The organism is Rhodococcus sp. LMD (assembly GCF_056108245.1).
Genome location: NZ_CM148557.1, coordinates 3,318,890 through 3,340,634, shown reverse-complemented (window position 1 = coordinate 3,340,634; position 21,745 = coordinate 3,318,890). Strand labels below are relative to the sequence as shown.

The following is a 21,745-nucleotide window of genomic DNA, read 5'->3' as shown; positions in this document are numbered from 1 at the left end:
GCGAGGTCACGCCGCACACCCGGTAGCCTTGAGAATCGTGCATCCCGATGTTTCCGCAGACCTGGCCGAACTGGCGACCACCCTCGAGACCGTCGAGGCGGTCCTCGACGTGGACGAGCTGCGCCGGCGCATCGACGAACTCGAGCACCAGGCCGCCGACCCGGAGTTGTGGAACGACCAGGAGCATGCGCAGCAGGTCACCAGCCAGCTCTCGCACGCCCAGGGTGAACTGCGGCGCGTCGAGGAGCTGCGCTCACGGCTCGACGACCTGCCGGTGCTCTACGAACTCGCCGAGGGCGAGGAGGGGGAGGACCGCACCGTCGCGCTGGCCGACGCCGACGCCGAGCGTGCCGCCCTGCGCACCGACATCGAGGCGATGGAGGTGCGGACCCTGCTCTCCGGCGAGTACGACCAGCGCGACGCGCTGGTCAACATCCGCGCCGGCGCCGGCGGCGTCGACGCCGCCGACTGGGCCGAGATGCTCATGCGGATGTACATCCGGTGGGCCGACAAGCACGGCTATCCGGTGGAGGTCTATGACACCTCGTATGCGGAGGAGGCGGGCATCAAGTCCGCGACCTTCGCGATCAAGGCGCCCTACACGTACGGCACCCTCTCGGTCGAGATGGGCACCCACCGGCTCGTGCGTATCAGCCCCTTCGACAACCAGGGCCGGCGCCAGACGTCGTTCGCCGAGGTCGAGGTGCTGCCCGTCGTCGAGACGACCGACCACATCGACGTCGACGAGAACGACATCCGCGTCGACGTGTACCGCTCGTCCGGCCCGGGCGGGCAGTCCGTCAACACCACCGACTCCGCGGTGCGACTGACCCACATCCCCACGGGCATCGTCGTCACCTGCCAGAACGAGAAGTCGCAGCTGCAGAACAAGGTCTCGGCCATGCGCGTGCTGCAGGCCAAGCTGCTCGAACGCAAGCGGCAGGAGGAGCGCGCCGAGATGGACGCCCTCAAGGGCGACGGCGGGAGCTCCTGGGGCAACCAGATGCGCTCCTACGTCCTGCACCCCTACCAGATGGTCAAGGACCTGCGCACCGAGCACGAGGTGAACAATCCGTCGGCCGTCCTCGACGGCGACATCGACGGGTTCCTCGAGGAGGGCATCCGGTGGCGCATGCGCGAGAACCAGAAGCAGAACCAGTAGTCCGGAACCAGCGACACGGAGGATCGAACCCTGTTTCCCGGTAGCAGGATTCTCGACTGGCTGTCGAGCAGCGGTCTGCAGATCGCGCTCACGGTGCTCGGCGCCGCGCTCGTCGCGCGATTCGTGAGCTGGGTCGGTGGCCGGATCACGCGGCGCATCGACGAGACCTACCAGCAGTCCGACGCCCTGGTGCGCTCGGAGGTCACCAAGCACCGCCACTCGGTGGCGCAGGTGATCACCTGGGTGGTCATCACGTTCGTCTACATCGTCGCGACCCTGAAGGTCTTCGACTACCTGGCGCTCCCCATCGGCAGCCTCGTGGCGCCGGCCACGGTGCTCGGTGCCGCGCTCGGTTTCGGTGCCCAGCGCATCGTCCAGGACATCCTCGCCGGATTCTTCATCATCACCGAGCGGCAGTACGGGTTCGGTGACACCGTCCAGATCTCGGTCACCGGTGCCTCCGCCGATGCCGTCGGCACGGTCGAGGACGTCACCCTGCGGGTGACGAAACTGCGCAACGCCGCCGGCGAGGTCATCACCGTGCCCAACGGGCAGATCAACAAGGCTGTCAACCTGTCGAAGGACTGGGCCCGTGCCGTCGTCGACGTGCCGATCCCGGTCACCGCGGACATCGCAGAGGTCAACGACATCCTGCACGAGGTCGGGGTCGCGGCGTTCGAGGACGAGAAGCTCAGGGAACTGCTGCTCGACGAGCCGACCGTGATGGGAGTCGAGAGTCTCGAGGTCGATCAGGTCAGCGTCCGTATGGTGGCCCGGACCCTGCCCGGCAAGCAGTTCCAGGTGGGCCGCGAACTCCGGGTGCGCGTCGCGCTGGCGCTGCGCCGCAGGGGGATGAGCGTCAACCCCCAGCTGGACACCTCCACCCCGATCCACGGTATCGAGGCGGTGCAGTGAGCGAGCGACGCCGATTCCACATCCCGGACCACGTCCTCGGCGGCCGGGTGCGCACCACCACGTTGAGCCTGTGCGTGCTCTGGGTCGGCCTGTGGTTGCTGTACGTGTACCTGAATCCGGAGGACGAGCAGAACGCGGCGGCGCCGCCGGGCGCGGTCGTCGTCAGCGACGTGCCGTACGTGCCGTACGTGCCGGAGGCCCCGGTCGAGCCCACTCCGACCACCACCGTCCCCACCACCACCGAACCGGCTCCGACGACGGCCGACCCCACGCCGACGGGCACCGGATCGACTCCCGGCGGACGCGGCTCGGAGGCGGTGCCCGGTGCCCCGGCCCCGACGACCACGACGACCCAGCCCGGCCTGCGGTTGCCCGAGATCCCGATTCCCGGCCTCGGTGATTCGTCCCCCACCGAACCTACCGGCGAGTCGGTTCCTTAGGTCACCGTCCGATAACGGCTAGCATGGCGGCGTGATCCGCCTGGAGAATGTGTCCAAGTCGTACAAGACGTCGACCCGGCCGGCTCTCGACAAGGTGAGCGTCGAGATCGACAAGGGCGAGTTCGTCTTCCTCATCGGCCCGTCCGGTTCCGGGAAGTCGACCTTCCTGCGGCTGCTCCTGCGTGACGACACGCCCACCTCGGGTGACATCCACGTGGCGGACTTCCACGTCAACCGCCTGTCGGCGCGCCGGGTGCCCAGGTTGCGGCAGAACCTGGGCTGCGTGTTCCAGGACTTCCGGTTGCTGCAGCGCAAGACGGTGGCCGAGAACGTCGCGTTCGCGCTCGAGGTGATCGGCAAGCCCCGCTCGGTCATCGCGCGCACCGTGCCCGAGGTGCTCGACCTCGTCGGCCTGTCCGGCAAGGCCGACCGCCTGCCCACCGAGCTGTCCGGTGGCGAACAGCAGCGCGTCGCGATCGCGCGGGCGTTCGTGAACCGGCCGCTCGTGCTCATGGCCGACGAGCCGACCGGCAACCTCGACCCGGACACCAGCCAGGACATCATGATGCTGCTCGAACGCATCAACCGAACGGGAACCACCGTGCTGATGGCCACTCACGACCATCACATCGTCGACTCGATGCGGCGCCGGGTGGTCGAGCTCGACCTCGGGCGGGTCGTGCGCGACGAGGCGCGCGGCGTCTACGGCGTCGGCCGCTGACCGCGTTCTCCCGCTCCACCGCACTCGCCCCCTCCGGCAACCGAAGGACTTCGACACTCCATGCGTGCCAGCTTCATCCTGAGCGAGGTCGCCACCGGCCTGCGCCGCAACCTGACCATGACCGTCGCGATGATCCTGACCACCGCGATCTCCCTCGGCCTGTTCGGCGCGGGCCTGCTCGTCGTGCAGATGGCGGACAAGACGCAGCAGATCTTCCTCGACCGGGTCGAGGTGCAGGTGTTCCTCACCGAGGACATCTCGACCCTCGACCCGGACTGCGAGCAGGACATCTGCCGGACCCTGCGCTCGGACCTCGAGAACACCCCGGCAGTGGTGTCGGTGCAGTACCTCAACCGCGAGGACGCCGTCGCCGACGCGACCGAGCGGGTCTTCAAGGACCAGCCGGAACTCGCCGAACTCGTCAGCCCCGAGAGCTTCCCGGCCTCGTTCAAGATCAAGCTTTCCGACCCCGACCGGTTCGGGGTGATCGAGGACCAGTTCGCCGTCCGCCCCGGGGTCGACAGTGTCCTCAACCAGAAGGACCTCGTCGAGAGGCTGTTCAGCGTGCTGGGCGGCGTCCGCAACGCCGCGTTCGCGATCGCCACGGTCCAGGCGGTCGCTGCGATCCTGCTCATCGCGAACATGGTGCAGATCGCCGCGTTCACCCGCCGCACCGAGGTGGGCATCATGCGGCTGGTGGGCGCGACCCGCTGGTACACCCAGCTGCCGTTCCTGCTCGAGGCCGTCGTGGCGGCCGTGATCGGCGCGGCGCTGGCCATCGCCGGGTTGTTCGCCGCGAAGGGTGCCTTCGTCGACGAGGTGCTCTCGGAGGTCTACGAGGCCAACATCGTCGCCCGCATCTCCAACAGCGACGTACTGCTCGTCTCGCCGATCCTGGTGCTGGTGGGCGTCGGCATGGCGGCGTTGACCGCCTACGTCACCCTGCGCCTGTACGTGCGCGAATAGCTCCGCGCCGGTGCGCGGGAATATCCGGTTGTCTCCGCTACCTATGCTGTACACAGATCTGTCGGACGCATCGAGGACCGGAGGGGCCCGAAAGTGAAGGAAAAGGGCCGCAAGGTCATTGCGACCAACCGCAAGGCGCGGCACAACTACACCATTCTGGACACGTACGAGGCCGGAGTCGCACTCCTGGGCACAGAGGTCAAGAGCCTGCGCGAGGGCAAGGCCTCGCTCGTCGACGCGTTCGCCACCGTCGACGACGGTGAGGTGTGGCTGCGCGGGTTGCACATCCCCGAGTACGGACACGGTACGTGGACCAACCACGCCCCGCGGCGCACTCGCAAGTTGCTGCTGCACCGCCGGGAGATCGACAACCTCGTGGGCAAGACCCGCGAGGGCAACCAGACCCTGGTGCCGCTGTCGATGTACTTCTCCGACGGCAAGGTGAAGGTCGAGCTGGCGCTGGCCCGGGGTAAGCAGGACTACGACAAGCGCCAGGATCTGGCCCGTCGCACCGCCGAGCGTGAGGTGACCCGCGAACTCGGCCGGCGGGTGAAGGGCATGCGCTGACGGCGATCGTGCTCGCCCTGGTGGCCGCGGTCGGCTACGGGGTGAGCGACTTCCTCGGCGGAGTCGCGTCCCGGCAGGTGGCGGCGCTGCGGTTCGTGCTCGTGTCGTACCCGCTGTCGCTGTTGCTGGTGCTCGCCGTCGCGCCGCTCGTCGGCGGTGACGTCACGGCCGGGTCGCTCGGCTGGGGTGCGGCGGCCGGTGTGGCCGGCGGCGTCGCGATCTGGTGGTTCTATCTCGCGCTCGCCGCCGGTCCGATGTCGGTGGTGTCCCCACTCACCGCCGTGCTCGTGGCCGGGATCCCGGTGCTCGTCGGCATCACGGCGGGGGAGCGGCCCGGACCGGTCGCCTACGCCGGAATCGCGATCGCCCTCGTCGCCGTCGTGCTGGTCAGCAGGGAATCGAGGGAGAGCGTCGCCGGGGACGAGCAGCCACGCTTCACCGCGAACGTGGCGTGGCTGACCGTCGGCTCCGGGGTCGCGTTCGCGCTGATGTTCGTCGCGCTGCACCGAGTCCCCGAGGGCACCGGCCTGTGGCCTCTCGGCATGTCGCGGCTCACCGCGACGCTCGTGGTGTGGGCCGTGGCTCTGGGGGTGCGGCAGCTGATCCGGCCGCCGGGGCGGGTGTACCCGCACATCGTCGCGGTCGCGGTCCTGGACGTGATCGCCAACGGTGCGCTGATGTTCGCCTTCCAGGGCGGCATGCTGTCGCTGGTCAGCGTCATCGGCGCGCTGTACCCGGCGGCGACCGTGCTGCTGGCGATGATCGTGCTGGGCGAGCGTATCGGGCGTGGTCAGACGGCCGGCATGCTGCTCGCCCTCACCGCCGTAGGCATGATCACCGCGGCCGCGTGACGGCTGTGATCCACGTCATCCGCGGCGCGGCGGAAATGGGAATGACGAAGGGGGGTCCGCGCGTTAGAGTGGGTAGTCCTGCGAAGGTCGCAGGTACGTACGGGGCTGAACGGTTTCGACTGCGTACGTTGAGCTAGGGGAAGCGTGTCGGTGCAGGCAAGAGACCACCGTAAGCGTCGCTGCAAACCAATAAGCGCCGAGTCTACTCAGCGCGAGTACGCCCTCGCTGCCTAAGCGAGTGCGTCTCTGTCAGACCGGGTGTGCTCCCGCCCCGGATCCTGGCATCGACTAGGGAGCTTCACCGTACGGCTCGGTCGCGGAGCCGGACGGGACAGCAAACAGCGACTGGGATCGTCATCTCGGCTTGTTCGCGGGACCGGGAGATCCAAGTAGAGACATAGCGAACTGCACACGGAGAAGCCCTGGCGAGGCGGCGGAGGACCCGGGTTCGATTCCCGGCAGCTCCACCGGAACGCGAAGGACCCCGGCCACCCGGCCGGGGTCCTTCGCATCTGCCGGACCTCTACGGTTACCGGCATGGAGTACAAGCCGACGGCCGTGGTCGCCGCGGGCGGAGCGGTGGGCGCCGTGGCCCGGTACGCCCTGGCCGTGCAGTTCCCCGGCATCTGGACGATCGCGGCGATCAACGTCGCCGGCTCGCTGCTGCTCGGCCTCGTCGCCGCGCTGCTCGGTCCCGATCGCCTGTGGCGCCTGTTCCTGGGTGTCGGCGTACTCGGCGGCTACACCACCTTTTCCACGTTCGCCGTCGACACCGTCCGCCACCCCGCGACGGCCGTCCTGTACGTGACTGTGACCCTCGTCGGGGCACTCACGGCGGCACGCGTCGGGATGGCCACCGGTGAGGCGTGGCGGCACCGGTCGGCGACCCGATGACCGTCCTGCTCGTCGCCGTCGGCGGCGGTGCCGGTGCGGTCCTGCGCTACCTCGCGGGCCGGCACGTCCGCTCCTATCGCAGCGTCCCGGTGGCGACGATGACGGTCAACGTTCTGGGCTGCCTGCTGCTGGGCCTGCTGTCCGGCGCCGCGCTGGCACCGGCGACGTTCGCGCTGCTCGGCACCGGATTCTGCGGAGGCCTGACCACCTATTCGACGTTCGCCGTCGAAGCGGTCGGTCTCGTACGCGTGCGCCGCCCGGCCACCGCGACGGCATATGCGGTGGTGAGCGTGCTGGCCGGGACGGCCGCGGCCTGGGCCGGGTTCGCCCTCACGTCCTGACCGCCGGCGATCGACGCGCGCGGTGCACGCAGGCCGGGCAAGATGAGCAGGGCAAGGTCGGGTGGACGAGGAGGTCACATGGCGCACGAACGAGCGGGACAACCGGCGGCAGCCGCGGATCTGGAGGATCTCGCGCACCTGGTCACCGCGTACTACACGGTGACGCCGGACCCGCAGGATCCGTTGCAGCAGGTTGCCTTCGGCACCTCGGGTCACCGCGGATCGAGCCTCGACGGCGCCTTCAACGAGCAGCACATCCTCGCCACGACCCAAGCGATCGTCGAATACCGGGCGGCGCAGCAGGTCACCGGGCCGCTGTTCCTCGGCCGCGACACCCACGCGCTGTCGGAACCGGCATGGACGAGCGCACTCGAGGTGCTCGCCGCCAACGGCGTCGATGTGGTCGTCGACGCCCGCGACCGCTACACACCCACCCCGGCCGTGAGCCACGCGATCCTGCGGCACAACGCCGCCGCCGGATCCGGGGCCCGCGCCGACGGGATCGTCGTCACCCCGTCGCACAACCCGCCCCGCGACGGCGGATTCAAGTACAACCCCCCGCACGGTGGGCCGGCCGACACGGACGCGACGTCGGCGATCGCGGCGCGCGCCAACGAGCTGCTCGCCGCGGGACTCGACGGGGTGCGCCGGGTCCCTGCCGCCCGGGCGCTCGCCGCAGCCGGCCGGCACGACTTCCTCGCCGCCTACATCGACGACCTGCCGAACGTCGTGGACCTCGACGCCGTCCGCGAGGCCGGGCTGCGCGTCGGCGCCGACCCCCTCGGCGGTGCGAGCGTCGACTACTGGGGCGAGATCGCCGAGCGGCACCGGCTGGACCTGACCGTCGTCAACCCGCTCGTCGACGCCACGTGGCGGTTCATGACCCTCGACACCGACGGCAAGATCCGGATGGACTGCTCGTCGCCCAACGCGATGGCGTCGCTGATCGGCACCCGCGACCGCTACGACCTGGCCACCGGCAACGACGCCGACGCCGACCGGCACGGCATCGTCACCCCCGACGGGGGGCTGATGAACCCGAACCACTACCTCGCGGTCGCCATCGACTACCTGTACCGGCACCGTTCCGGGTGGTCCGCCGAGGCGAAGGTCGGCAAGACCCTCGTGAGCTCGTCGATGATCGACCGGGTGGCCGCGGGCCTGGGCCGCGGGCTGCTCGAAGTTCCGGTGGGCTTCAAGTGGTTCGTTCCCGGCCTGCTCGACGGCACCCTCGGATTCGGCGGGGAGGAGAGCGCCGGCGCGTCGTTCCTGCGGCGCGACGGCTCGGTGTGGACCACCGACAAGGACGGCATCCTGCTGGCCCTGCTCGCGTCCGAGATCACCGCCGTGACCGGCACGACCCCGTCCCGGCGCTACGCCGAGCTCGCCGAGCGCTACGGCGACCCGTCGTACGCCCGGGTGGACGCACCCGCCACGCGGGAGCAGAAGGCGGTGCTGGGGAAGCTCTCGCCCGAACAGGTCGACGCCACCGAACTGGCCGGCGAGCCGATCACCGCGACCCTCACCGCCGCGCCGGGCAACAGTGCCGCGATCGGCGGACTGAAGGTCACCACGGAGAACGCGTGGTTCGCGGCCCGGCCGTCGGGCACCGAGGACGTGTACAAAATCTACGCCGAATCGTTCCTCGGCCCCGACCATCTCGCGCAGGTCCAGGACGCGGCCCGCGACCTGGTGTCCCACGTTCTCGGCTGAGTCCGTACCGGCGGGACGCGCCTGCCGGACCGGTCGTGCGCGTCGCTAACATCAGGCCCATCATGCGAACACGCGACGCCGCCTTGCCGCGGGAGATCTGGGTCCTGGTCAGCGCGGCCTTCGTCATCGCTCTCGGCTTCGGTCTCGTCGCGCCCGCGCTGCCGCAGTTCGCGCGCAGTTTCGGCGTCGGGGTCACCGCGGCGTCCGTCGTGATCTCCGCGTTCGCGGCCATGCGGCTGCTGTTCGCTCCCGCCAGCGGAAAACTCGTGCAGCGGCTGGGGGAGCGGCCGGTGTACACCGCCGGTGTGCTCATCGTGGCGCTGTCGACCGGCGCCTGCGCCTTCGCGACGGACTACTGGCAGCTGCTGCTGTTCCGGGCGCTCGGCGGGATCGGCTCGACCATGTTCACCGTCTCGGCGTTCGGGTTGCTGATCCGCATCTCCCCACCGAACGCGCGGGGCCGGGTGTCGGGGCTCTACGCGACGAGCTTCCTGCTCGGCAACATCGGCGGTCCGCTCGTCGGCGGCGCGCTGGTAGGACTGGGGTTGCGGGCACCGTTCCTGATCTATGCGGTGGCCCTCCTCGTCGCAGCGGCCGTCGTGTTCGTGAGCCTGCGCCACTCCGCGCTCGCCGCGCCGGACTCGGGCGCCGGCATGCCCGCGATGCGGCTGCGGGAGGCCCTGCGGTCGCCGGTGTACCGGGCCGCACTCGGATCGAACTTCGCCAACGGCTGGGTCGTCTTCGGCGTGCGGGTGGCGATGGTGCCGCTGTTCGTCGTAGAGGTGCTCGGACGCGACGCCGGGCTCGCCGGGGTGGCGCTGACGGTGTTCGCCGTGGGCAACGCCCTGGTCCTGATGGTCTCCGGGCGGTTGTCCGACCGGTTCGGCCGCCGCCCGTTCGTCCTGCTGGGGCTCGTGGTGTGCGGGACCAGCACCATCGCGATGGGCCTGACCACGAACCTCGCGCTGTTCTTCGCGACCTCACTGCTGGCCGGCGTCGGGTCGGGCCTGATGAACCCGGCCCAGCAGGCGTCCGTCGCCGACGTCGTCGGCAGCAAGGCGCGCGGCGGCCCGGTGCTGGCGACGTTCCAGATGACCGCCGACGTGGGCGCGGTGATCGGACCGGTCGCCGCCGGAGTCCTGGCGCAGCACCTGTCGTACGGGGCCGCCTTCGCCGTGACCGGTGCCGTCATGCTGCTGGTGGCCGTGCCCTGGGCGCTGGCGCCGCGGCTCACCCGGGAACCCGCGGTGACCGAAGCCACGGAGCGCTGAGCGTCGACCTCGGTACTGTCGATGACGTGTGGATTCCCCTGCTCAGTCTGATCGCCCGGCTCGGTCTCGCCGCCGTGTGGCTGATCTCCGGCTGGATCAAGTTCGTCGATCCGTCGCAGACCGTGGTGGCCGTCCGCGCGTACCAGCTGCTGCCCGAGGTCCTCGTGCGGCCCGTCGCGGCCGGGCTGCCGATCCTCGAGCTCGTGCTCGGACTGCTGCTGCTGATCGGGCTCGCGGTGCGCGCGGCAGCGGTCGTGGGGGCGGCCGCGCTGCTGACGTTGATCGGCGTGATCGCGTCGGTGTGGGCGCGCGGGCTGTCGATCGACTGCGGGTGTTTCGGTGGCGGTGGGGCCGCCGACGTGGACGGCTGGGACTACGCCGGAGAAATCGCACGAGACCTCGGCTTCCTCGCCCTGGCCGCATGGCTGACCGTGTTCCCCCGCAGTCCGCTCGCGCTCGGTCCCGGCTCCCGGGCGAGGCTCTCAGCACGCACTCAGCCCGCGATGGCAGAGTGATCCCGCATCGATACCCGGACAGCGAAGGGCAGATTTCGTGAGCGCCAAGAAGGTCAAACCGGTCAAGTACACGCCGGAGCCGACGTCGAGCAAGTCCACCTTCATCCTCGGCGGGATCGCGGTCGTGGTGATCGCGGTGCTGGTCATCGGGGGGGTGCTGTGGCAGGCGAACCGGAGCAAGGCGCGCAACGAGGGCTACGGGACGGTGCAGAACGCGGCGGTGCAGGTGGAGTTGCAGGACGACGGGGTCGTCCTCCTCGGCCTCCCCGACGCCGCGACGACGATCGACCTGTTCGAGGACCCGCTGTGCCCGTACTGCGCCGAGCTCGAGCACAAGCACGGTCAGGAACTCGCGCAGGCGATCGACGCCGGCGACGTCGCTGTGCGATACCACATGCTCGCGTTCCTCGATCAGCTCTCGGCGAGCGGCGACTACTCGACCCGCGCGGTCGCGGCCGGTCAGTGCGTCGCGCAGGCCGGGGACGCGACGGCGTTCTCCGCGTTCCACGGTGCGCTGCTCTCGCCGGAGAACCAGCCCGCCGAGCGGGGCGACAGCGACCTCACCAATGCCGAGCTGGCACAGATGGCACGGGACGCCGGGGCGTCCGACGAGGCGGCGCAGTGTGTCGCCGACGGCGCGCGCGTCGAGCAGGCTGCGGTCGACGCGGAGGCGGGACGGCAGGCGCTCGCGGCGGCGGGCGCGTCCGGCACCCCCGCGGTGGTGCACAACGGCACCGTGATCGACGCACTCGGTAACGACAACTGGGTGGCCGAGCTCGGCTGAGGTGGCGGCGACGGTGGTCGGACGGACGACCGCCGTCGCCTCCCGGTCCGCACTGACCAGGCGATTTGTTGTCGTCGACGGCGATGGTGTAATTTTCTCTTCGCACCGGGGAGTAAATCCCGGGTGACGGTACGGGGCTATGGCGCAGCTGGTAGCGCACCACACTGGCAGTGTGGGGGTCAGGGGTTCGAGTCCCCTTAGCTCCACCATCGCGACACGAGGCGAGAGTGAATGCTCTCGCCTCTTGTCGTGAGAGGCCACCTCGGGTGGTCCGGTTGTTCAGGGGCTATGGCGCAGCTGGTAGCGCACCACACTGGCAGTGTGGGGGTCAGGGGTTCGAGTCCCCTTAGCTCCACTCCCGCACCCTCTCCACCCCCTCCGGGACGCCCCGATCGTTGTGCGGCCGGACCGGTATCCCGGGCAATGCCGACATTTTCCCCCTCGGAACCTGCTTCATGCTCTCTCGTAGCGGCGCACACTGTGATGGATCGCTTCGAAAACGGGAGAGGTGAGCTGTCGTGTCCGAAGGTTCGAACATTACCCCGGGTTCTTCTGCCGGTGCCGGTGCCGGTGCCGCACCGGGTGCGGGTGCTACAGCCGGTTCGGGTGCTACTGCCGGTTCGGGTGCTACTGCCGGTATGGGTGCCACTGCGGCAGCGGGTGCGTCTGCGCGCCATGCGGGTGGTGCCCACGAGGGTGGCGGCCCCGCCGCCGCTGTCCGCCACGGATCGGGGCCGGCGACCGGCTCGGGATTGAAGCAGGGTTTCGCCGCCGGCACGTCGATCGCGGCCGGCATCCTGCTGGCCACGGTCGGTGTCCTGCAGTTCCTGCAGGGCATCGCCGCGATCGCCAAGGACGACATCATCGTCGTGGGGCAGGAATACACCTTCTCCTGGGACGTCACGGCGTGGGGCTGGGTGCATCTGATCCTGGGCATCCTGGTGGCCGTGGTCGGTCTCGCGCTCGTCACGGGGGCGACGTGGGCGCGCGTCGCCGCGATCGTCATCGCGGCGCTGTCGATCATCGTGAACTTCCTGTGGCTGCCCTACTACCCGGGCTGGTCGCTCGCGATCATCGCGATCGACGTGGTGGTGATCTGGGCGGTGTCGACCTGGGACGCCGATCGCACCTGGGACGCCGGTCGTACCGAGCCGGGCTACCGTCCCTGATCAATCCTCGTACAAACGCTGCACGACGTCGGCGCAGCGCACGAGCACCCGCTCCGGCAGCGGGTGCCCGTGCGCGTCGACGTCCGTCGGCGGAAGCGGTGCGGGCAGCACGATGAACCGGCGAATGCGTTCCCAGCGGCCGAGGTCCGCGTTGAGCCGGTCGACGGCGGCCGCGGCCTCCGCCGGTGGGATCGGCCGGTCCGACATGGGGACGACCAGTCCCACGCAGTAGGGCCGGAGTTCACCTGCCACGACGAGGTCCGCGTCGGGCAGCAGTGCCCGGAACCGGCGTGCGACGGCAGCAGGCGCGACGTACTTGCCGGTGGAGGTCTTGAACACCTCCTTCTTACGGCCACGCAAGGTGACGAATCCGTCGTCGTCGACGGCGCCGCGGTCGCCGGTATGGAACCAGCCGTCGCGGTCGATGGCGGCCGCGGTGCGTTCGACATCGTCGTGGTACCCGGCCATGACCGCAGGGCTGCGGACGAGCAGTTCCCCGTCGGGGGCGATACGAACCTGCGTGCCGGGCAGGGGCCGGCCTACGGAGCCGAGACGCCGGCTGTCCGGGCGGTTGACGCAGGACGGTCCCGCCGTCTCGGTGATGCCGTAGCCCTCGAGGGCCGGCACACCGGCCCCGTCGAACCACTCGGCCAGCGGGCGGGCGAGCCGGGCCGACCCGGACAGCACGAATCGCAATCGACCCAGATCCGCGGCGCCGGACTCGACGCCGGTGCGGATCTTGCCCAGTACATGGGGAACGGATCCGAGGAAGGTGGGCCGGACGTCGCCGAGGTGCCGCACCACCCGGTCGGCGCGGCCGTCGACGAACGTCGGCAACCCCAGGTGCACGCCCACGAACAGCAAGGCGCGCCCGAAGACGTGGGAGAGCGGCAACCAGAGCAGTTGCAGGTCCGAGGAGGTGAGCATCCCCAGGCGGGCCATCGCCCGGGCTTCGTAGGCGACGGCAGCGTGCGACAGACAGGCACCCTTGGCGGTGCCGTCGGAACTGGAGGTGTAGATCAAGGTGGCCAGGTGGTCGGGGGTTACGCCCGCGATGCGGGCCGCCACCGCTTCAGGATCGGCGGCCAGGAGGCGCCGGCCCTCGTCCTCGAGCTCCCCGAGCCGATTCAGGTACAGCAGTGGCGTGGTGGGCAGCGGCCGGTCCGTGAACGTCAGCACGCTGCCCGAGTGCCGGAGCAGTGCCGCCACGTCCGCCGGCGGGGTAGCGGGGTAGATCGGCACGGTGACCGCCCCCGCACACACGATCGCCAGGTCGGCGAGGATCCACTCGTAGCTGGTGACGGCGCAGACGGCGACGTGCGCGCCCGGGGCGATGCCCCGTCCGATCAGCCCGGCGGCCAGCGCAGTGACCCGGCTGCCGACCTCGCCCCACGACACGCTCGACCAGTCGTCACCCGCGGGATGCCGGAACGCCTCCGCATGGGGCGTGCGGGCGACCCGGTCGAACAGCAACCGCGGCACGGTGCGGGCGGGTTCAGCCATCGCTGCTCGTCAATCCGCCGGGTCGCAGGGCGCGGCCGATCGCACGCGCCGCGGTGCGCACGAGCTGGGTCAATGCGGTGACCTGCGCGGTGTCGGCGGCCGCGACGATCGACAGTGCCGCGACGGCGATCCCGGGCCGCTCGAAGATCGGTGCGGCCACCGAGACTGCCTCCATCGTCACCTGGCGGTCGCTCACCGCGATCTCGGAACGGCGCACCTCGGCCAGGACCCGGCGCAGCTCGGCCGGTGAGGTGAGGGTGCGTTCGGTGAACCGTTCCAACGGCCGCGACAGCACCTCCTCCTGAACGGAGCGCGGGGCGAACGCGAGCAGCACGAGTCCCAGGCCGGACGCGTGGAGGGGAAAGGGACTGCCGACCCGGGCGAGGGTCTTCACCGCCCGCTGACCCCCCAGCCGTTCGACGAACACCACTTCTGTGCCCTCGCGCACGCCGAGCTGCACGTTCTCCTGGGTGATCTGCGACAGGTCTTCCAACACGGGCAGTGCCAGCTCGCGCAGCAGCGCACCGCGGGGCGCGAGGGCCCCGACCTGCCACAACCGGAGCCCGACGCTGAAGCGGCCGGACGAGTCGCGCTCCAGCGCGCCCCATTCGGTGAGATCCCCGGCCAGCCGGTGCACTGTGGTGAGCGGCAGACCCGTGCGCCGGGAGATCTCGCTCAGGGTCAGGCTGGGCTGCTCACGCGTGAACGCCTCGAGAAGGGTGAGCGCCCGTACCGTGACGGAACCGGTGGCCGGGCGGGCGGCGCCGGTAGGGGTCACGGTGTGTTCACCCCTTCCTCGGGAACTGCTCCGGCCGGGCCGGTACGACTCTGAGCGGAATGCTAGTCCAGCACTCGAGCGCGTTGTTCGGTTGCAGCATCGGATCCCGGTCGCGTCGATCCGGCGCGGTGAGCAGCACCGCCGCCCCGGGACGTGCACCCGGCCCGCCGACCTGCGCGCCCGGGGGAGCGCCCACCGAGCGGGGAGCCGGTTCCCCGGGCGTCCGCGCTATCGTGGCCGGAGTGAGCACCGCGATCCCGGCCCCCGACACGCTGATCACGCACCTACGGGACGTGCTGGTCGGGCCGCTCACCGAGATCGGCCAGCGCTTCTCGGCGCTGCTCACCGACCTGGTCCCGCACACCGCCCTGGTGATCTTCACGCGGGAATGCACCGGGCGGCCGCGCAAGGTGGCCGGCGACCCCGGTGTCGTCGACCGGGTGACCATCGCCGAACTCGACCGCATCCGGAGCGAACTCGCCACCGGGCAGATCCGTCGCGGCCCGGCCCGGATCGCGGGCCGGGACCGCGACGTGTGGGTGATCCTCGACGCCACCGATACGCTGCTCGTGCTCGTCCCGGACGGTGCCCGCACCGCCGCGATTCCCCTCGAGCTGGTCCGGGCACTGTTCGCCGTCGTGGCCACCGGCATCCAGCTCCAGGTCCGCAACGCCAGCCCGGCGTATCTCGCCGAATCGCGTGCCGCCTCGTCCGAACGCGCACGGACCGTCGCCGAGCTCACCGAGGCCCATGCGATGACACTCGAGTCGATCCTCGCGACGTTGCGGTCGAAGGACCTCGACGACACCCGGGCGCGCATCACCGCGCGTGAGACCGCCACCAATGCCCTCATCGGGCTCCGCTCGGCCGTCGACCGTCACCGCGAGCTCGCCGAGGAGGCAGTGACCACGGCCTTCGCTCGGCTGCACGGCGAGCTGCGTGGTCTGCTCCGGCACCGCGAGGTGGTTCTCGAGATGGTCGCCCCACCCGTGGACGGGCGGGCGCTGCCCGGAGAGGTCGCGCATGCCGCCCGGGCTCTCGCTCGCGGCGCGGTGCTCGCGATGTCCGCGCAGGCGGACCTCGGCCGCGTCCGGGTCGCCTGGCACTGTCACGGCGGCGACCTGCTGATCGACATCCGGGACGACGGGGACGGCGAGGCCGACGCCGCCGACCTCGCGCGGCAGTTGCGGGACCGGGCCGAGACCCTCGGCGGCACCGTGGAGGCCGAGTCCACACCGGGATGGGGTTGCCGCGTCGCGGCGCGGCTACCGCTCGACATGCCCGCTCCGGTGGCCGGTAGCTCCGCACTCGAGGCGCTGGCGGTGCTCGCGCCCCGTGAGGTGGAGGTGCTCGAGCACCTCGTCGCCGGCCGGCGGAACCGGGTGATCGCCGAGCGGCTCGGCGTCAGCGAATCGACGGTCAAGTTCCACGTGGCGTCGGTGCTCCGCAAGCTCGGCGTGAGCACCCGCGGAGAGGCGGCCGCGCTCGGCGCGGAGGCGGGGATCAAGGCCGCGGGCTGACGTCCGTCCCGGGCGTCCACTCGGCCGCGCGCCTGACGATTTCGGCGGCGATCTCGGCGGGCTCGGCGTCGATGCCGACGACGATCGCCGCCTCGTCGGGTTCGAGCGGCTCGAACGCGGCGAACTGCGAGTCCAGCAGGCCGGCCGGCATGTAGTGCCCGCGCCGTGCGCGCAGCCGTTCCCGGATCTGTTCGCGCGTGCCCGCCAGGTACACGAAGACCACGTTCTCACCGGCCAGGTCGTCGCGGTAGCTGCGGCGCAGTGCGGAACACGTCACCACCCCCGGTCGGTTTCGCGCGGTGTGGTGCCGGATCCACTCGCCGATCGCCGCGAGCCACGGCGCTCGGTCCGCGTCGCCGAGTGGCCGGCCGGCGGCCATCTTCTCGACGTTGGCACGCGGATGCAGGTCGTCGCCCTCGAGCAGGTCCCATCCGAGGGTGTCGGCGACGAGTGCCGCGACGGTCGACTTACCGGAGCCGGACACTCCCATGATCACGAGAACCGGTGCGCCGGAGCGGCCGGGTGAGTCCATCTGTGCCTCCGTCGGTCGACGCCGGGGCGCTCGTCAGCGCCCCAGCATGCCCCACCGGGTGGACCGATTCACGGCGGCCCGGCGCGAGCGACGCTCGGACTCCGACATTCCACCCCAGACACCGTACGGCTCCCCGACTTCCAGGGCGTGGGTGCGGCAGCGCTCGAGAACCGGGCATCGGGCGCAGACGAGCTTGGCGCGGTACTCGCGCAGCTCGCGCGCGTGCCCACGTTCGCCGTCGGGATGGAAGAAGGCCGACGACTCGTGGCCGCGGCACGCAGCGTGCAGCTGCCAATCCCAGCTCTCGCTGCGGGGGTGGGGGAGGGTCACCGTGTTGGCGATCGACATTGCACTCCTCGGGCCTGCGAGGGGTCGCCTCGCCTGGACGCTGCGCCCTGTGAGGGCGGTCATACCGAAGCCTAACCCGACTTCCGTACTCGATCAACGACACTTCTGCATTCTTCAGGCAAAAGTGGCGCGGCTGGTCTTTCGGGCAGGTGAAGCCCGTCCTTCGATCAGGTACCGGGGCGTCTCGCCGCCGATAGCGTGTGCGCATATCGCGATACGTCGCCGACGTCGCGCGAGCACCGCACGAGAAGAAGGAGACACCGTCATGCCACAGCAGGTCCGGGGCGTCGTCGCCCGCGCGAAGGGCGCTCCCGTCGAGGTCGTGCCGATCGTCATCCCCGATCCGGGGCCGGGCGAGGTCGTCGTCGCGATCGCCGCGTGCGGGGTGTGCCACACCGACCTGCACTACCGGGAGGGCGGCATCAACGACGAGTTCCCGTTCCTGCTCGGCCACGAGGCCGCCGGGGTCGTCGAGTCCGTCGGTGAGGGCGTCGACTCGGTCGCGGTCGGCGACTTCGTCGTCCTCAACTGGCGGGCCGTGTGCGGGCAGTGCCGGGCCTGCAAGCGGGGCCGTCCGCAGTACTGCTTCGACACCCACAACGCGACGCAGAAGATGACCCTCGAGGACGGGACCGAGCTGACCCCGGCTCTGGGCATCGGCGCGTTCGCCGACAAGACCCTCGTGCACGCCGGGCAGTGCACCAAGGTCGACCCCAGCGCCGACCCGGCCGTCGTCGGCCTGCTCGGGTGCGGGGTGATGGCCGGACTCGGTGCCGCGGTCAACACCGGCGGGGTCACCCGCGGCGACTCGGTGGCGGTCATCGGCTGCGGCGGTGTCGGCGATGCCGCGATCATGGGTGCCCGCCTCGCCGGCGCCGACAAGATCATCGCGGTGGACCGGGACGCGAAGAAGCTCGAGTGGGCCACCGACCTGGGCGCGACCCACACCGTCAACGGCGCCGAGACCGACCCGGTCGAGGCGATAGCGGAGCTGACCGGCGGCTTCGGCGCCGACGTCGTCATCGACGCCGTCGGCCGCCCGGAGACGTGGAAGCAGGCCTTCTACGCGCGTGATCTGGCCGGCACCGTCGTCCTCGTCGGCGTGCCCACCCCGGACATGACCCTCGAGATGCCGCTGATCGACTTCTTCTCCCGAGGCGGGTCGCTCAAGTCGTCGTGGTACGGCGACTGCCTGCCCGAGCGGGACTTCCCCATGCTGGTCGATCTCTACCAGCAGGGCCGGCTGCCGCTCGAGAAGTTCGTGACCGAGCGCATCGCCCTCGATCAGGTGGAGAAGGCGTTCGAGACCATGCACCGCGGCGAGGTGCTGCGCTCGGTGGTGGTCCTGTGACCGGGGCGAGCGGAGCGACGGGGGATGTGACCGGGGCGAGCGGAGCGACGGGGGATCGGCACCGTCTGCGTATCGACCGGGTCGTCACCCACGGCACCTTCGCCCTCGACGGCGGCGAGTGGGAGGTCGACAACAACATCTGGCTCGTCGGTGACGACGACGAGGTGGTCGTGATCGACGCCGCGCACACCGCACAGCCGATCGTCGACGCCGTCGGGGGCCGGAAGGTGGTGGCGATCGTGTGCACGCACGGGCACAACGACCACGTCACCGTCGCCCCGGAACTGGCCGCGACGCTCGACGCGCCGATCCTGCTCAACCCGGCCGACGACGTGCTCTGGGAGATGACCCACCCCGGGGTGCGGCACCGGCCGCTCGAGGATGGTGATCGGATCACGGTGGCGGGCACCGACATCCAGGCCATCCACACTCCCGGGCATTCGCCCGGCTCGACGTGCCTGTATCTGCCGGAGGCGGGTGAGCTGTTCACCGGCGACACCCTGTTCTCCGGCGGGCCGGGGGCGACGGGGCGCTCCTACTCGGACTTCCCGACCATCATCGGCTCGATCCGGGACAAGCTGTTCGCGCTGCCCGCCGAGACGAAGGTGCACACCGGTCACGGCGACGGCACGACGATCGGCACCGAATCCCCGCACCTCGAGGAGTGGATCCGCCGGGGCAGCTGACCCGGCCGCGGTGCGTCCCGTCGCCGGACCGCCGGACGGGACGCACCGCTACGCTCGCCTCATGGCGAACGAGCGGATCCCCGTGGTGATCGTCGCAGGCTTCCTGGGCTCCGGGAAGACGACCCTGCTCAACCACCTGCTGCGCAACAACCGTGGTGCGCGAATCGGAGTGATCGTCAACGACTTCGGCGCGGTCAACATCGACTCGATGATGGTCGCGGGACAGGTCGACTCGATGGTCTCGCTGAGCAACGGCTGTCTGTGCTGCGCCGTCGACGTCGCCGACATGGACGCGATGCTCGACCGGCTCGCACACCGCTCCTCGGACATCGACGTCATCGTCGTCGAGGCCAGCGGACTCGCCGAGCCGCGCAACATGATCCGGCTCGTCGTGGGCTCGGGCAACGAGTACGTAGGCTACGGCGGACTCGTCCTCGTCGTGGACGCGGCCGAATTCGGCGGCACCCGTGAGCGGCACCCCGAACTCGACCAGCACGTCGCACTGGCAGATCTCGTGCTGCTCAACAAGACCGACCGCATCGACGGTGACGCCCACGACGAACTACTCGAATTGCTGTGCCGCCTCAACGACCGCGCCGCGATCGTGTCCACCGTGCACGGGCGCATCGATCCGGCGCTGTTGTTCGACATCCCCGAACGTCCCGAGCCGCAACCCGGCGAACAGCTCAGCCTCGACCGGTTGCTGTACGAGGAGCACGACGGCGAGCACACCCATCTGCACGACGGTTACGACGCCGTGGACTTCGATTCGCCGGTACCGCTGCACCCCCGCGCCCTCGTCGGCTTCCTCGAGGACCAGCCGGCCGGGGTGTTCCGAATCAAGGGGTACGTCCACGTCGTCGCCGGTGGTCGAACGCGCACCTATCTGCTGCACACCGTGGGCGACCACATCCGCTTCGACCCGGTGCGGCGTACGGGCGACATCCCTGCCACCACCCGGCTCGTCGTGATCGGTGCCGACCTGGACCCCGATGCGGTACGCGCCCGGCTCGCCGCGTGCGTACCCACCGAACCGGTGCCGGCCGATGCAATGCTGGCCGTGCACCGGTTCACGCCGCGCTGAGCGAAGGTGCGTGGACCCCCTACCGGGGTTTGTCTACCCCCGCGCGACGGTCGCCGACGTGCGGTTCGGGCGACGACGGCGGCTGCCCGGCTGTGCGCCGCGTTCCTGCCGTGCCGCCGGCTGCTCCTGCCGCGACGAGCTCTGCTGCCGGGCGGCACCGCCGCCGTGCTGCCGGGCGGCACCGCCGCCGTGCTGTCGGGCGGCACCGCCGCCGTGCTGTCGGGCACCGCGCTGAGCGGTCGCCCCGCTGCCGCCGCGTCGGGCCGGCCGTCGCGATGCGCCACCCGAGGGAGCCGCGGCCTGCTTGGCCGACGGTGCCACGTGCGGGGCGATCTCGCCGACCAGGTCCAGCACGTGCTCCGACTTCGCCGTCACCCGTACCGGGGTGACCTTGATCGCAGCCTTGCGCATGATGACGGCGAGATCCTTGCGCTGTTCCGGCAGGACCACGGTCACGACGTCGCCGGTGCTCCCGGCGCGGGCCGTACGACCCGAGCGGTGCAGGTACGCCTTGTGTTCGGCCGGCGGGTCCACGTGCACCACCAGTTCCACGTCGTCGACGTGCACGCCGCGGGCCGCGACGTCGGTGGCCACGAGCACCCGCGCCTCCCCGGAGGAGAACGCCGCGAGGTTGCGGTCGCGTGCGTTCTGCGACAGGTTGCCGTGCAGATCGACGGCGGGAATGCCGGACTCGGTGAGCTGACGGGCAAGCTTGCGGGCCTGATGCTTCGTGCGCATGAACAGGATTCGCCGGCCCGTGCCGGAGGCCAGGGTCCGCACGAGGTCCTTCTTCGTGTCGGCGTTGTCGACGTCGAACACGTGGTGCGTCATCGCCGCGACCGGGGAGTGCGCCTCGTCGACCGAGTGCAGCACCTCGTTGCGCAGGAACCGCGTGACGAGCTTGTCGACCCCGTTGTCCAGCGTGGCCGAGAACAGCAGGCGCTGACCGTCCTTCGGCGTCGCGTTCATGATCCGCGTCACGCCGGGAAGGAAGCCGAGATCGGCCATGTGGTCGGCCTCGTCGAGCACGGTGATCTCCACCGCGTCGAGTGTGACGAACTTCTGCCGCATCAGGTCCTCGAGCCGGCCCGGGCAGGCGATCACGATGTCCACGCCGCGGCGCAGCGCGTCGACCTGACGGTTCTGCGAGACCCCGCCGAAGATGGTGGTCACCCGCAGCCCGGCGACCCGCGCAAGGGGTTCGACGACCGCGGCGATCTGCGTGGCCAGCTCGCGGGTAGGGGCCAGCACCAGTCCACGCGGGCGGCCCGCGGCGCGGGTGGCGCCGCCGGCCAGGCGCGCGGTGAGCGGGATGGAGAACGCCAGCGTCTTGCCGCTGCCCGTGCGGCCGCGGCCGAGCACGTCACGGCCGGCCAGCGTGTCGGGCAGCGTGTCGACCTGGATCGGGAACGGGCTGGTGATGCCGTTGTCGTTCAGGGACGCCACCAGGGTCCGGGGAACGCCGAGGTCGGAGAAGGAAACGGTCATAGGTACAGAACTGCCTTTCGATGCAGCGTGCACGCACTCCGAGACGATCTCGGAGGGCGCAGTGGATCGCCGCAAGGAAAGCCGATGCCGGTGTTGCATGCGGAGCCGGGCACGATCCCGGCCCGCCGGTATCCCACGACGGTGGG

23 protein-coding genes, 2 tRNA genes and 1 other RNA gene are annotated in these 21,745 nt (G+C 70.5%); 21 read left to right on the top strand and 5 right to left on the bottom strand.

Annotated elements, in window-relative coordinates; genetic code table 11:
• The first annotated feature begins 37 nt into the window (after positions 1-37).
• From prfB to ACWPQI_RS15315, 17 genes are all read left to right on the top strand, one after another.
• Positions 38-1,162 carry a peptide chain release factor 2 gene (gene prfB, locus ACWPQI_RS15395; RefSeq protein ID WP_010594673.1) on the top strand — a complete coding sequence of 375 codons (1,125 nt, stop codon included), beginning with the start codon at positions 38-40 and terminating at the stop codon, positions 1,160-1,162.
• A 60-nt stretch (positions 1,163-1,222) separates the two neighbouring features.
• Positions 1,223-2,077 carry a mechanosensitive ion channel family protein gene (locus ACWPQI_RS15390; RefSeq protein WP_167522837.1) on the top strand — a complete coding sequence of 285 codons (855 nt, stop codon included), beginning with the start codon at positions 1,223-1,225 and terminating at the stop codon, positions 2,075-2,077.
• Positions 2,074-2,517: an Rv3103c transmembrane domain-containing protein gene (locus ACWPQI_RS15385; protein WP_010594671.1), complete on the top strand. Its 444-nt coding sequence runs from the start codon at positions 2,074-2,076 to the stop codon at positions 2,515-2,517. Before ACWPQI_RS15390 ends, ACWPQI_RS15385 begins: the two co-directional genes overlap by 4 nt.
• Positions 2,518-2,548: 31 nt before the next feature.
• Positions 2,549-3,238, top strand: a complete 690-nt coding sequence (gene ftsE, locus ACWPQI_RS15380) for a cell division ATP-binding protein FtsE (RefSeq protein WP_010594670.1) — start codon at positions 2,549-2,551, stop codon at positions 3,236-3,238.
• A 60-nt stretch (positions 3,239-3,298) separates the two neighbouring features.
• Positions 3,299-4,204 carry a permease-like cell division protein FtsX gene (gene ftsX / locus ACWPQI_RS15375; protein ID WP_010594669.1) on the top strand — a complete coding sequence of 302 codons (906 nt, stop codon included), beginning with the start codon at positions 3,299-3,301 and terminating at the stop codon, positions 4,202-4,204.
• Between the two features lie 93 nt (positions 4,205-4,297).
• Positions 4,298-4,771 carry an SsrA-binding protein SmpB gene (smpB, locus tag ACWPQI_RS15370; protein WP_010594668.1) on the top strand — a complete coding sequence of 158 codons (474 nt, stop codon included), beginning with the start codon at positions 4,298-4,300 and terminating at the stop codon, positions 4,769-4,771.
• 20 nt (positions 4,772-4,791) lie between these two features.
• Positions 4,792-5,622, top strand: a complete 831-nt coding sequence (locus ACWPQI_RS15365) for a DMT family transporter (RefSeq protein ID WP_026137791.1) — start codon at positions 4,792-4,794, stop codon at positions 5,620-5,622.
• 101 nt (positions 5,623-5,723) lie between these two features.
• Positions 5,724-6,092: a transfer-messenger RNA gene (gene ssrA / locus ACWPQI_RS15360) on the top strand.
• 67 nt (positions 6,093-6,159) lie between these two features.
• Positions 6,160-6,516, top strand: a complete 357-nt coding sequence (locus ACWPQI_RS15355) for a fluoride efflux transporter FluC (protein WP_010594666.1) — start codon at positions 6,160-6,162, stop codon at positions 6,514-6,516.
• The gene (gene crcB / locus ACWPQI_RS15350) at positions 6,513-6,857 is read left to right on the top strand and encodes a fluoride efflux transporter CrcB (RefSeq protein WP_026137790.1); all 345 of its coding nucleotides are present in this window, start codon (positions 6,513-6,515) and stop codon (positions 6,855-6,857) included. Before ACWPQI_RS15355 ends, crcB begins: the two co-directional genes overlap by 4 nt.
• 78 nt (positions 6,858-6,935) lie before the next feature.
• Positions 6,936-8,570, top strand: a complete 1,635-nt coding sequence (pgm, locus tag ACWPQI_RS15345) for a phosphoglucomutase (alpha-D-glucose-1,6-bisphosphate-dependent) (protein ID WP_474738385.1) — start codon at positions 6,936-6,938, stop codon at positions 8,568-8,570.
• A gap of 62 nt (positions 8,571-8,632) precedes the next feature.
• A complete protein-coding gene (locus ACWPQI_RS15340) occupies positions 8,633-9,841 on the top strand; it encodes an MFS transporter (RefSeq protein ID WP_017680855.1) in 1,209 nt (402 codons plus the stop codon).
• 26 nt (positions 9,842-9,867) lie between these two features.
• Complete coding sequence (locus ACWPQI_RS15335) at positions 9,868-10,356, top strand: MauE/DoxX family redox-associated membrane protein (RefSeq protein WP_010594662.1); 489 nt, start codon at positions 9,868-9,870, stop codon at positions 10,354-10,356.
• 37 nt (positions 10,357-10,393) lie between these two features.
• Positions 10,394-11,140, top strand: a complete 747-nt coding sequence (locus ACWPQI_RS15330; RefSeq protein ID WP_010594661.1) for a DsbA family protein — start codon at positions 10,394-10,396, stop codon at positions 11,138-11,140.
• A gap of 133 nt (positions 11,141-11,273) precedes the next feature.
• Positions 11,274-11,349 (top strand) — tRNA-Ala (locus tag ACWPQI_RS15325).
• Between the two features lie 73 nt (positions 11,350-11,422).
• Positions 11,423-11,495: transfer RNA gene (locus ACWPQI_RS15320), tRNA-Ala, on the top strand.
• Between the two features lie 397 nt (positions 11,496-11,892).
• Positions 11,893-12,309, top strand: a complete 417-nt coding sequence (locus ACWPQI_RS15315; protein WP_010594660.1) for a DUF7144 family membrane protein — start codon at positions 11,893-11,895, stop codon at positions 12,307-12,309.
• On the opposite strand, the gene ACWPQI_RS15310 is transcribed toward ACWPQI_RS15315, so the two are convergent.
• Together ACWPQI_RS15310 and ACWPQI_RS15305 are read right to left on the bottom strand one after the other, a co-directional pair.
• Positions 12,310-13,812, bottom strand: coding sequence for an AMP-dependent synthetase/ligase (locus ACWPQI_RS15310; RefSeq protein ID WP_017680853.1), 1,503 nt, complete (start codon positions 13,810-13,812; stop codon positions 12,310-12,312).
• Positions 13,805-14,590: an IclR family transcriptional regulator gene (locus ACWPQI_RS15305; protein WP_017680852.1), complete on the bottom strand. Its 786-nt coding sequence runs from the start codon at positions 14,588-14,590 to the stop codon at positions 13,805-13,807. Before ACWPQI_RS15305 ends, ACWPQI_RS15310 begins: the two co-directional genes overlap by 8 nt.
• A gap of 242 nt (positions 14,591-14,832) precedes the next feature.
• Between ACWPQI_RS15305 and ACWPQI_RS15300 the strand changes: the two genes are divergently transcribed.
• Positions 14,833-16,110 carry a LuxR C-terminal-related transcriptional regulator gene (locus ACWPQI_RS15300; RefSeq protein ID WP_010594657.1) on the top strand — a complete coding sequence of 426 codons (1,278 nt, stop codon included), beginning with the start codon at positions 14,833-14,835 and terminating at the stop codon, positions 16,108-16,110.
• On the opposite strand, the gene ACWPQI_RS15295 is transcribed toward ACWPQI_RS15300, so the two are convergent.
• Entirely contained in the window at positions 16,094-16,642 is a 549-nt protein-coding gene (locus ACWPQI_RS15295; protein WP_010594656.1) for a gluconokinase, read from the bottom strand. The genes ACWPQI_RS15300 and ACWPQI_RS15295 overlap by 17 nt on opposite strands.
• A gap of 33 nt (positions 16,643-16,675) precedes the next feature.
• The gene (locus ACWPQI_RS15290) at positions 16,676-16,990 is read right to left on the bottom strand and encodes a WhiB family transcriptional regulator (protein ID WP_003938109.1); all 315 of its coding nucleotides are present in this window, start codon (positions 16,988-16,990) and stop codon (positions 16,676-16,678) included.
• 265 nt (positions 16,991-17,255) lie between these two features.
• On the opposite strand from ACWPQI_RS15290, the gene ACWPQI_RS15285 reads away from it, so the two are divergent.
• From ACWPQI_RS15285 to ACWPQI_RS15275, 3 genes are all read left to right on the top strand, one after another.
• The gene (locus ACWPQI_RS15285) at positions 17,256-18,341 is read left to right on the top strand and encodes an S-(hydroxymethyl)mycothiol dehydrogenase (RefSeq protein ID WP_010594655.1); all 1,086 of its coding nucleotides are present in this window, start codon (positions 17,256-17,258) and stop codon (positions 18,339-18,341) included.
• Between the two features lie 26 nt (positions 18,342-18,367).
• Entirely contained in the window at positions 18,368-19,027 is a 660-nt protein-coding gene (locus ACWPQI_RS15280; RefSeq protein WP_017680850.1) for an MBL fold metallo-hydrolase, read from the top strand.
• Positions 19,028-19,088: 61 nt separating this feature from the next.
• Positions 19,089-20,111 (top strand): CobW family GTP-binding protein, encoded by a 1,023-nt coding sequence (locus ACWPQI_RS15275; protein WP_026137788.1) that lies wholly within the window; start codon positions 19,089-19,091, stop codon positions 20,109-20,111.
• A gap of 33 nt (positions 20,112-20,144) precedes the next feature.
• Here the strand turns inward: ACWPQI_RS15275 and ACWPQI_RS15270 are convergent, their stop codons facing one another.
• Positions 20,145-21,599 (bottom strand): DEAD/DEAH box helicase, encoded by a 1,455-nt coding sequence (locus ACWPQI_RS15270; RefSeq protein WP_165276451.1) that lies wholly within the window; start codon positions 21,597-21,599, stop codon positions 20,145-20,147.
• Positions 21,600-21,745 lie beyond the last annotated feature (146 nt).

What these genes read in the sequence shown, in the direction of transcription:
- ACWPQI_RS15275 (WP_026137788.1), top strand. Translation starts at nt 19,089, where the DNA reads ATGGCGAACGAGCGGATCCCCGTGGTGATCGTCGCAGGCTTCCTGGGC.
- ACWPQI_RS15290 (WP_003938109.1), bottom strand. Translation starts at nt 16,990, where the DNA reads ATGTCGATCGCCAACACGGTGACCCTCCCCCACCCCCGCAGCGAGAGC.
- ACWPQI_RS15295 (WP_010594656.1), bottom strand. Translation starts at nt 16,642, where the DNA reads ATGGACTCACCCGGCCGCTCCGGCGCACCGGTTCTCGTGATCATGGGA.
- ACWPQI_RS15270 (WP_165276451.1), bottom strand. Translation starts at nt 21,599, where the DNA reads ATGACCGTTTCCTTCTCCGACCTCGGCGTTCCCCGGACCCTGGTGGCG.
- ACWPQI_RS15355 (WP_010594666.1), top strand. Translation starts at nt 6,160, where the DNA reads ATGGAGTACAAGCCGACGGCCGTGGTCGCCGCGGGCGGAGCGGTGGGC.
- ACWPQI_RS15340 (WP_017680855.1), top strand. Translation starts at nt 8,633, where the DNA reads ATGCGAACACGCGACGCCGCCTTGCCGCGGGAGATCTGGGTCCTGGTC.
- ftsX (WP_010594669.1), top strand. Translation starts at nt 3,299, where the DNA reads ATGCGTGCCAGCTTCATCCTGAGCGAGGTCGCCACCGGCCTGCGCCGC.
- pgm (WP_474738385.1), top strand. Translation starts at nt 6,936, where the DNA reads ATGGCGCACGAACGAGCGGGACAACCGGCGGCAGCCGCGGATCTGGAG.
- ACWPQI_RS15285 (WP_010594655.1), top strand. Translation starts at nt 17,256, where the DNA reads ATGCCACAGCAGGTCCGGGGCGTCGTCGCCCGCGCGAAGGGCGCTCCC.
- crcB (WP_026137790.1), top strand. Translation starts at nt 6,513, where the DNA reads ATGACCGTCCTGCTCGTCGCCGTCGGCGGCGGTGCCGGTGCGGTCCTG.
- ACWPQI_RS15310 (WP_017680853.1), bottom strand. Translation starts at nt 13,812, where the DNA reads ATGGCTGAACCCGCCCGCACCGTGCCGCGGTTGCTGTTCGACCGGGTC.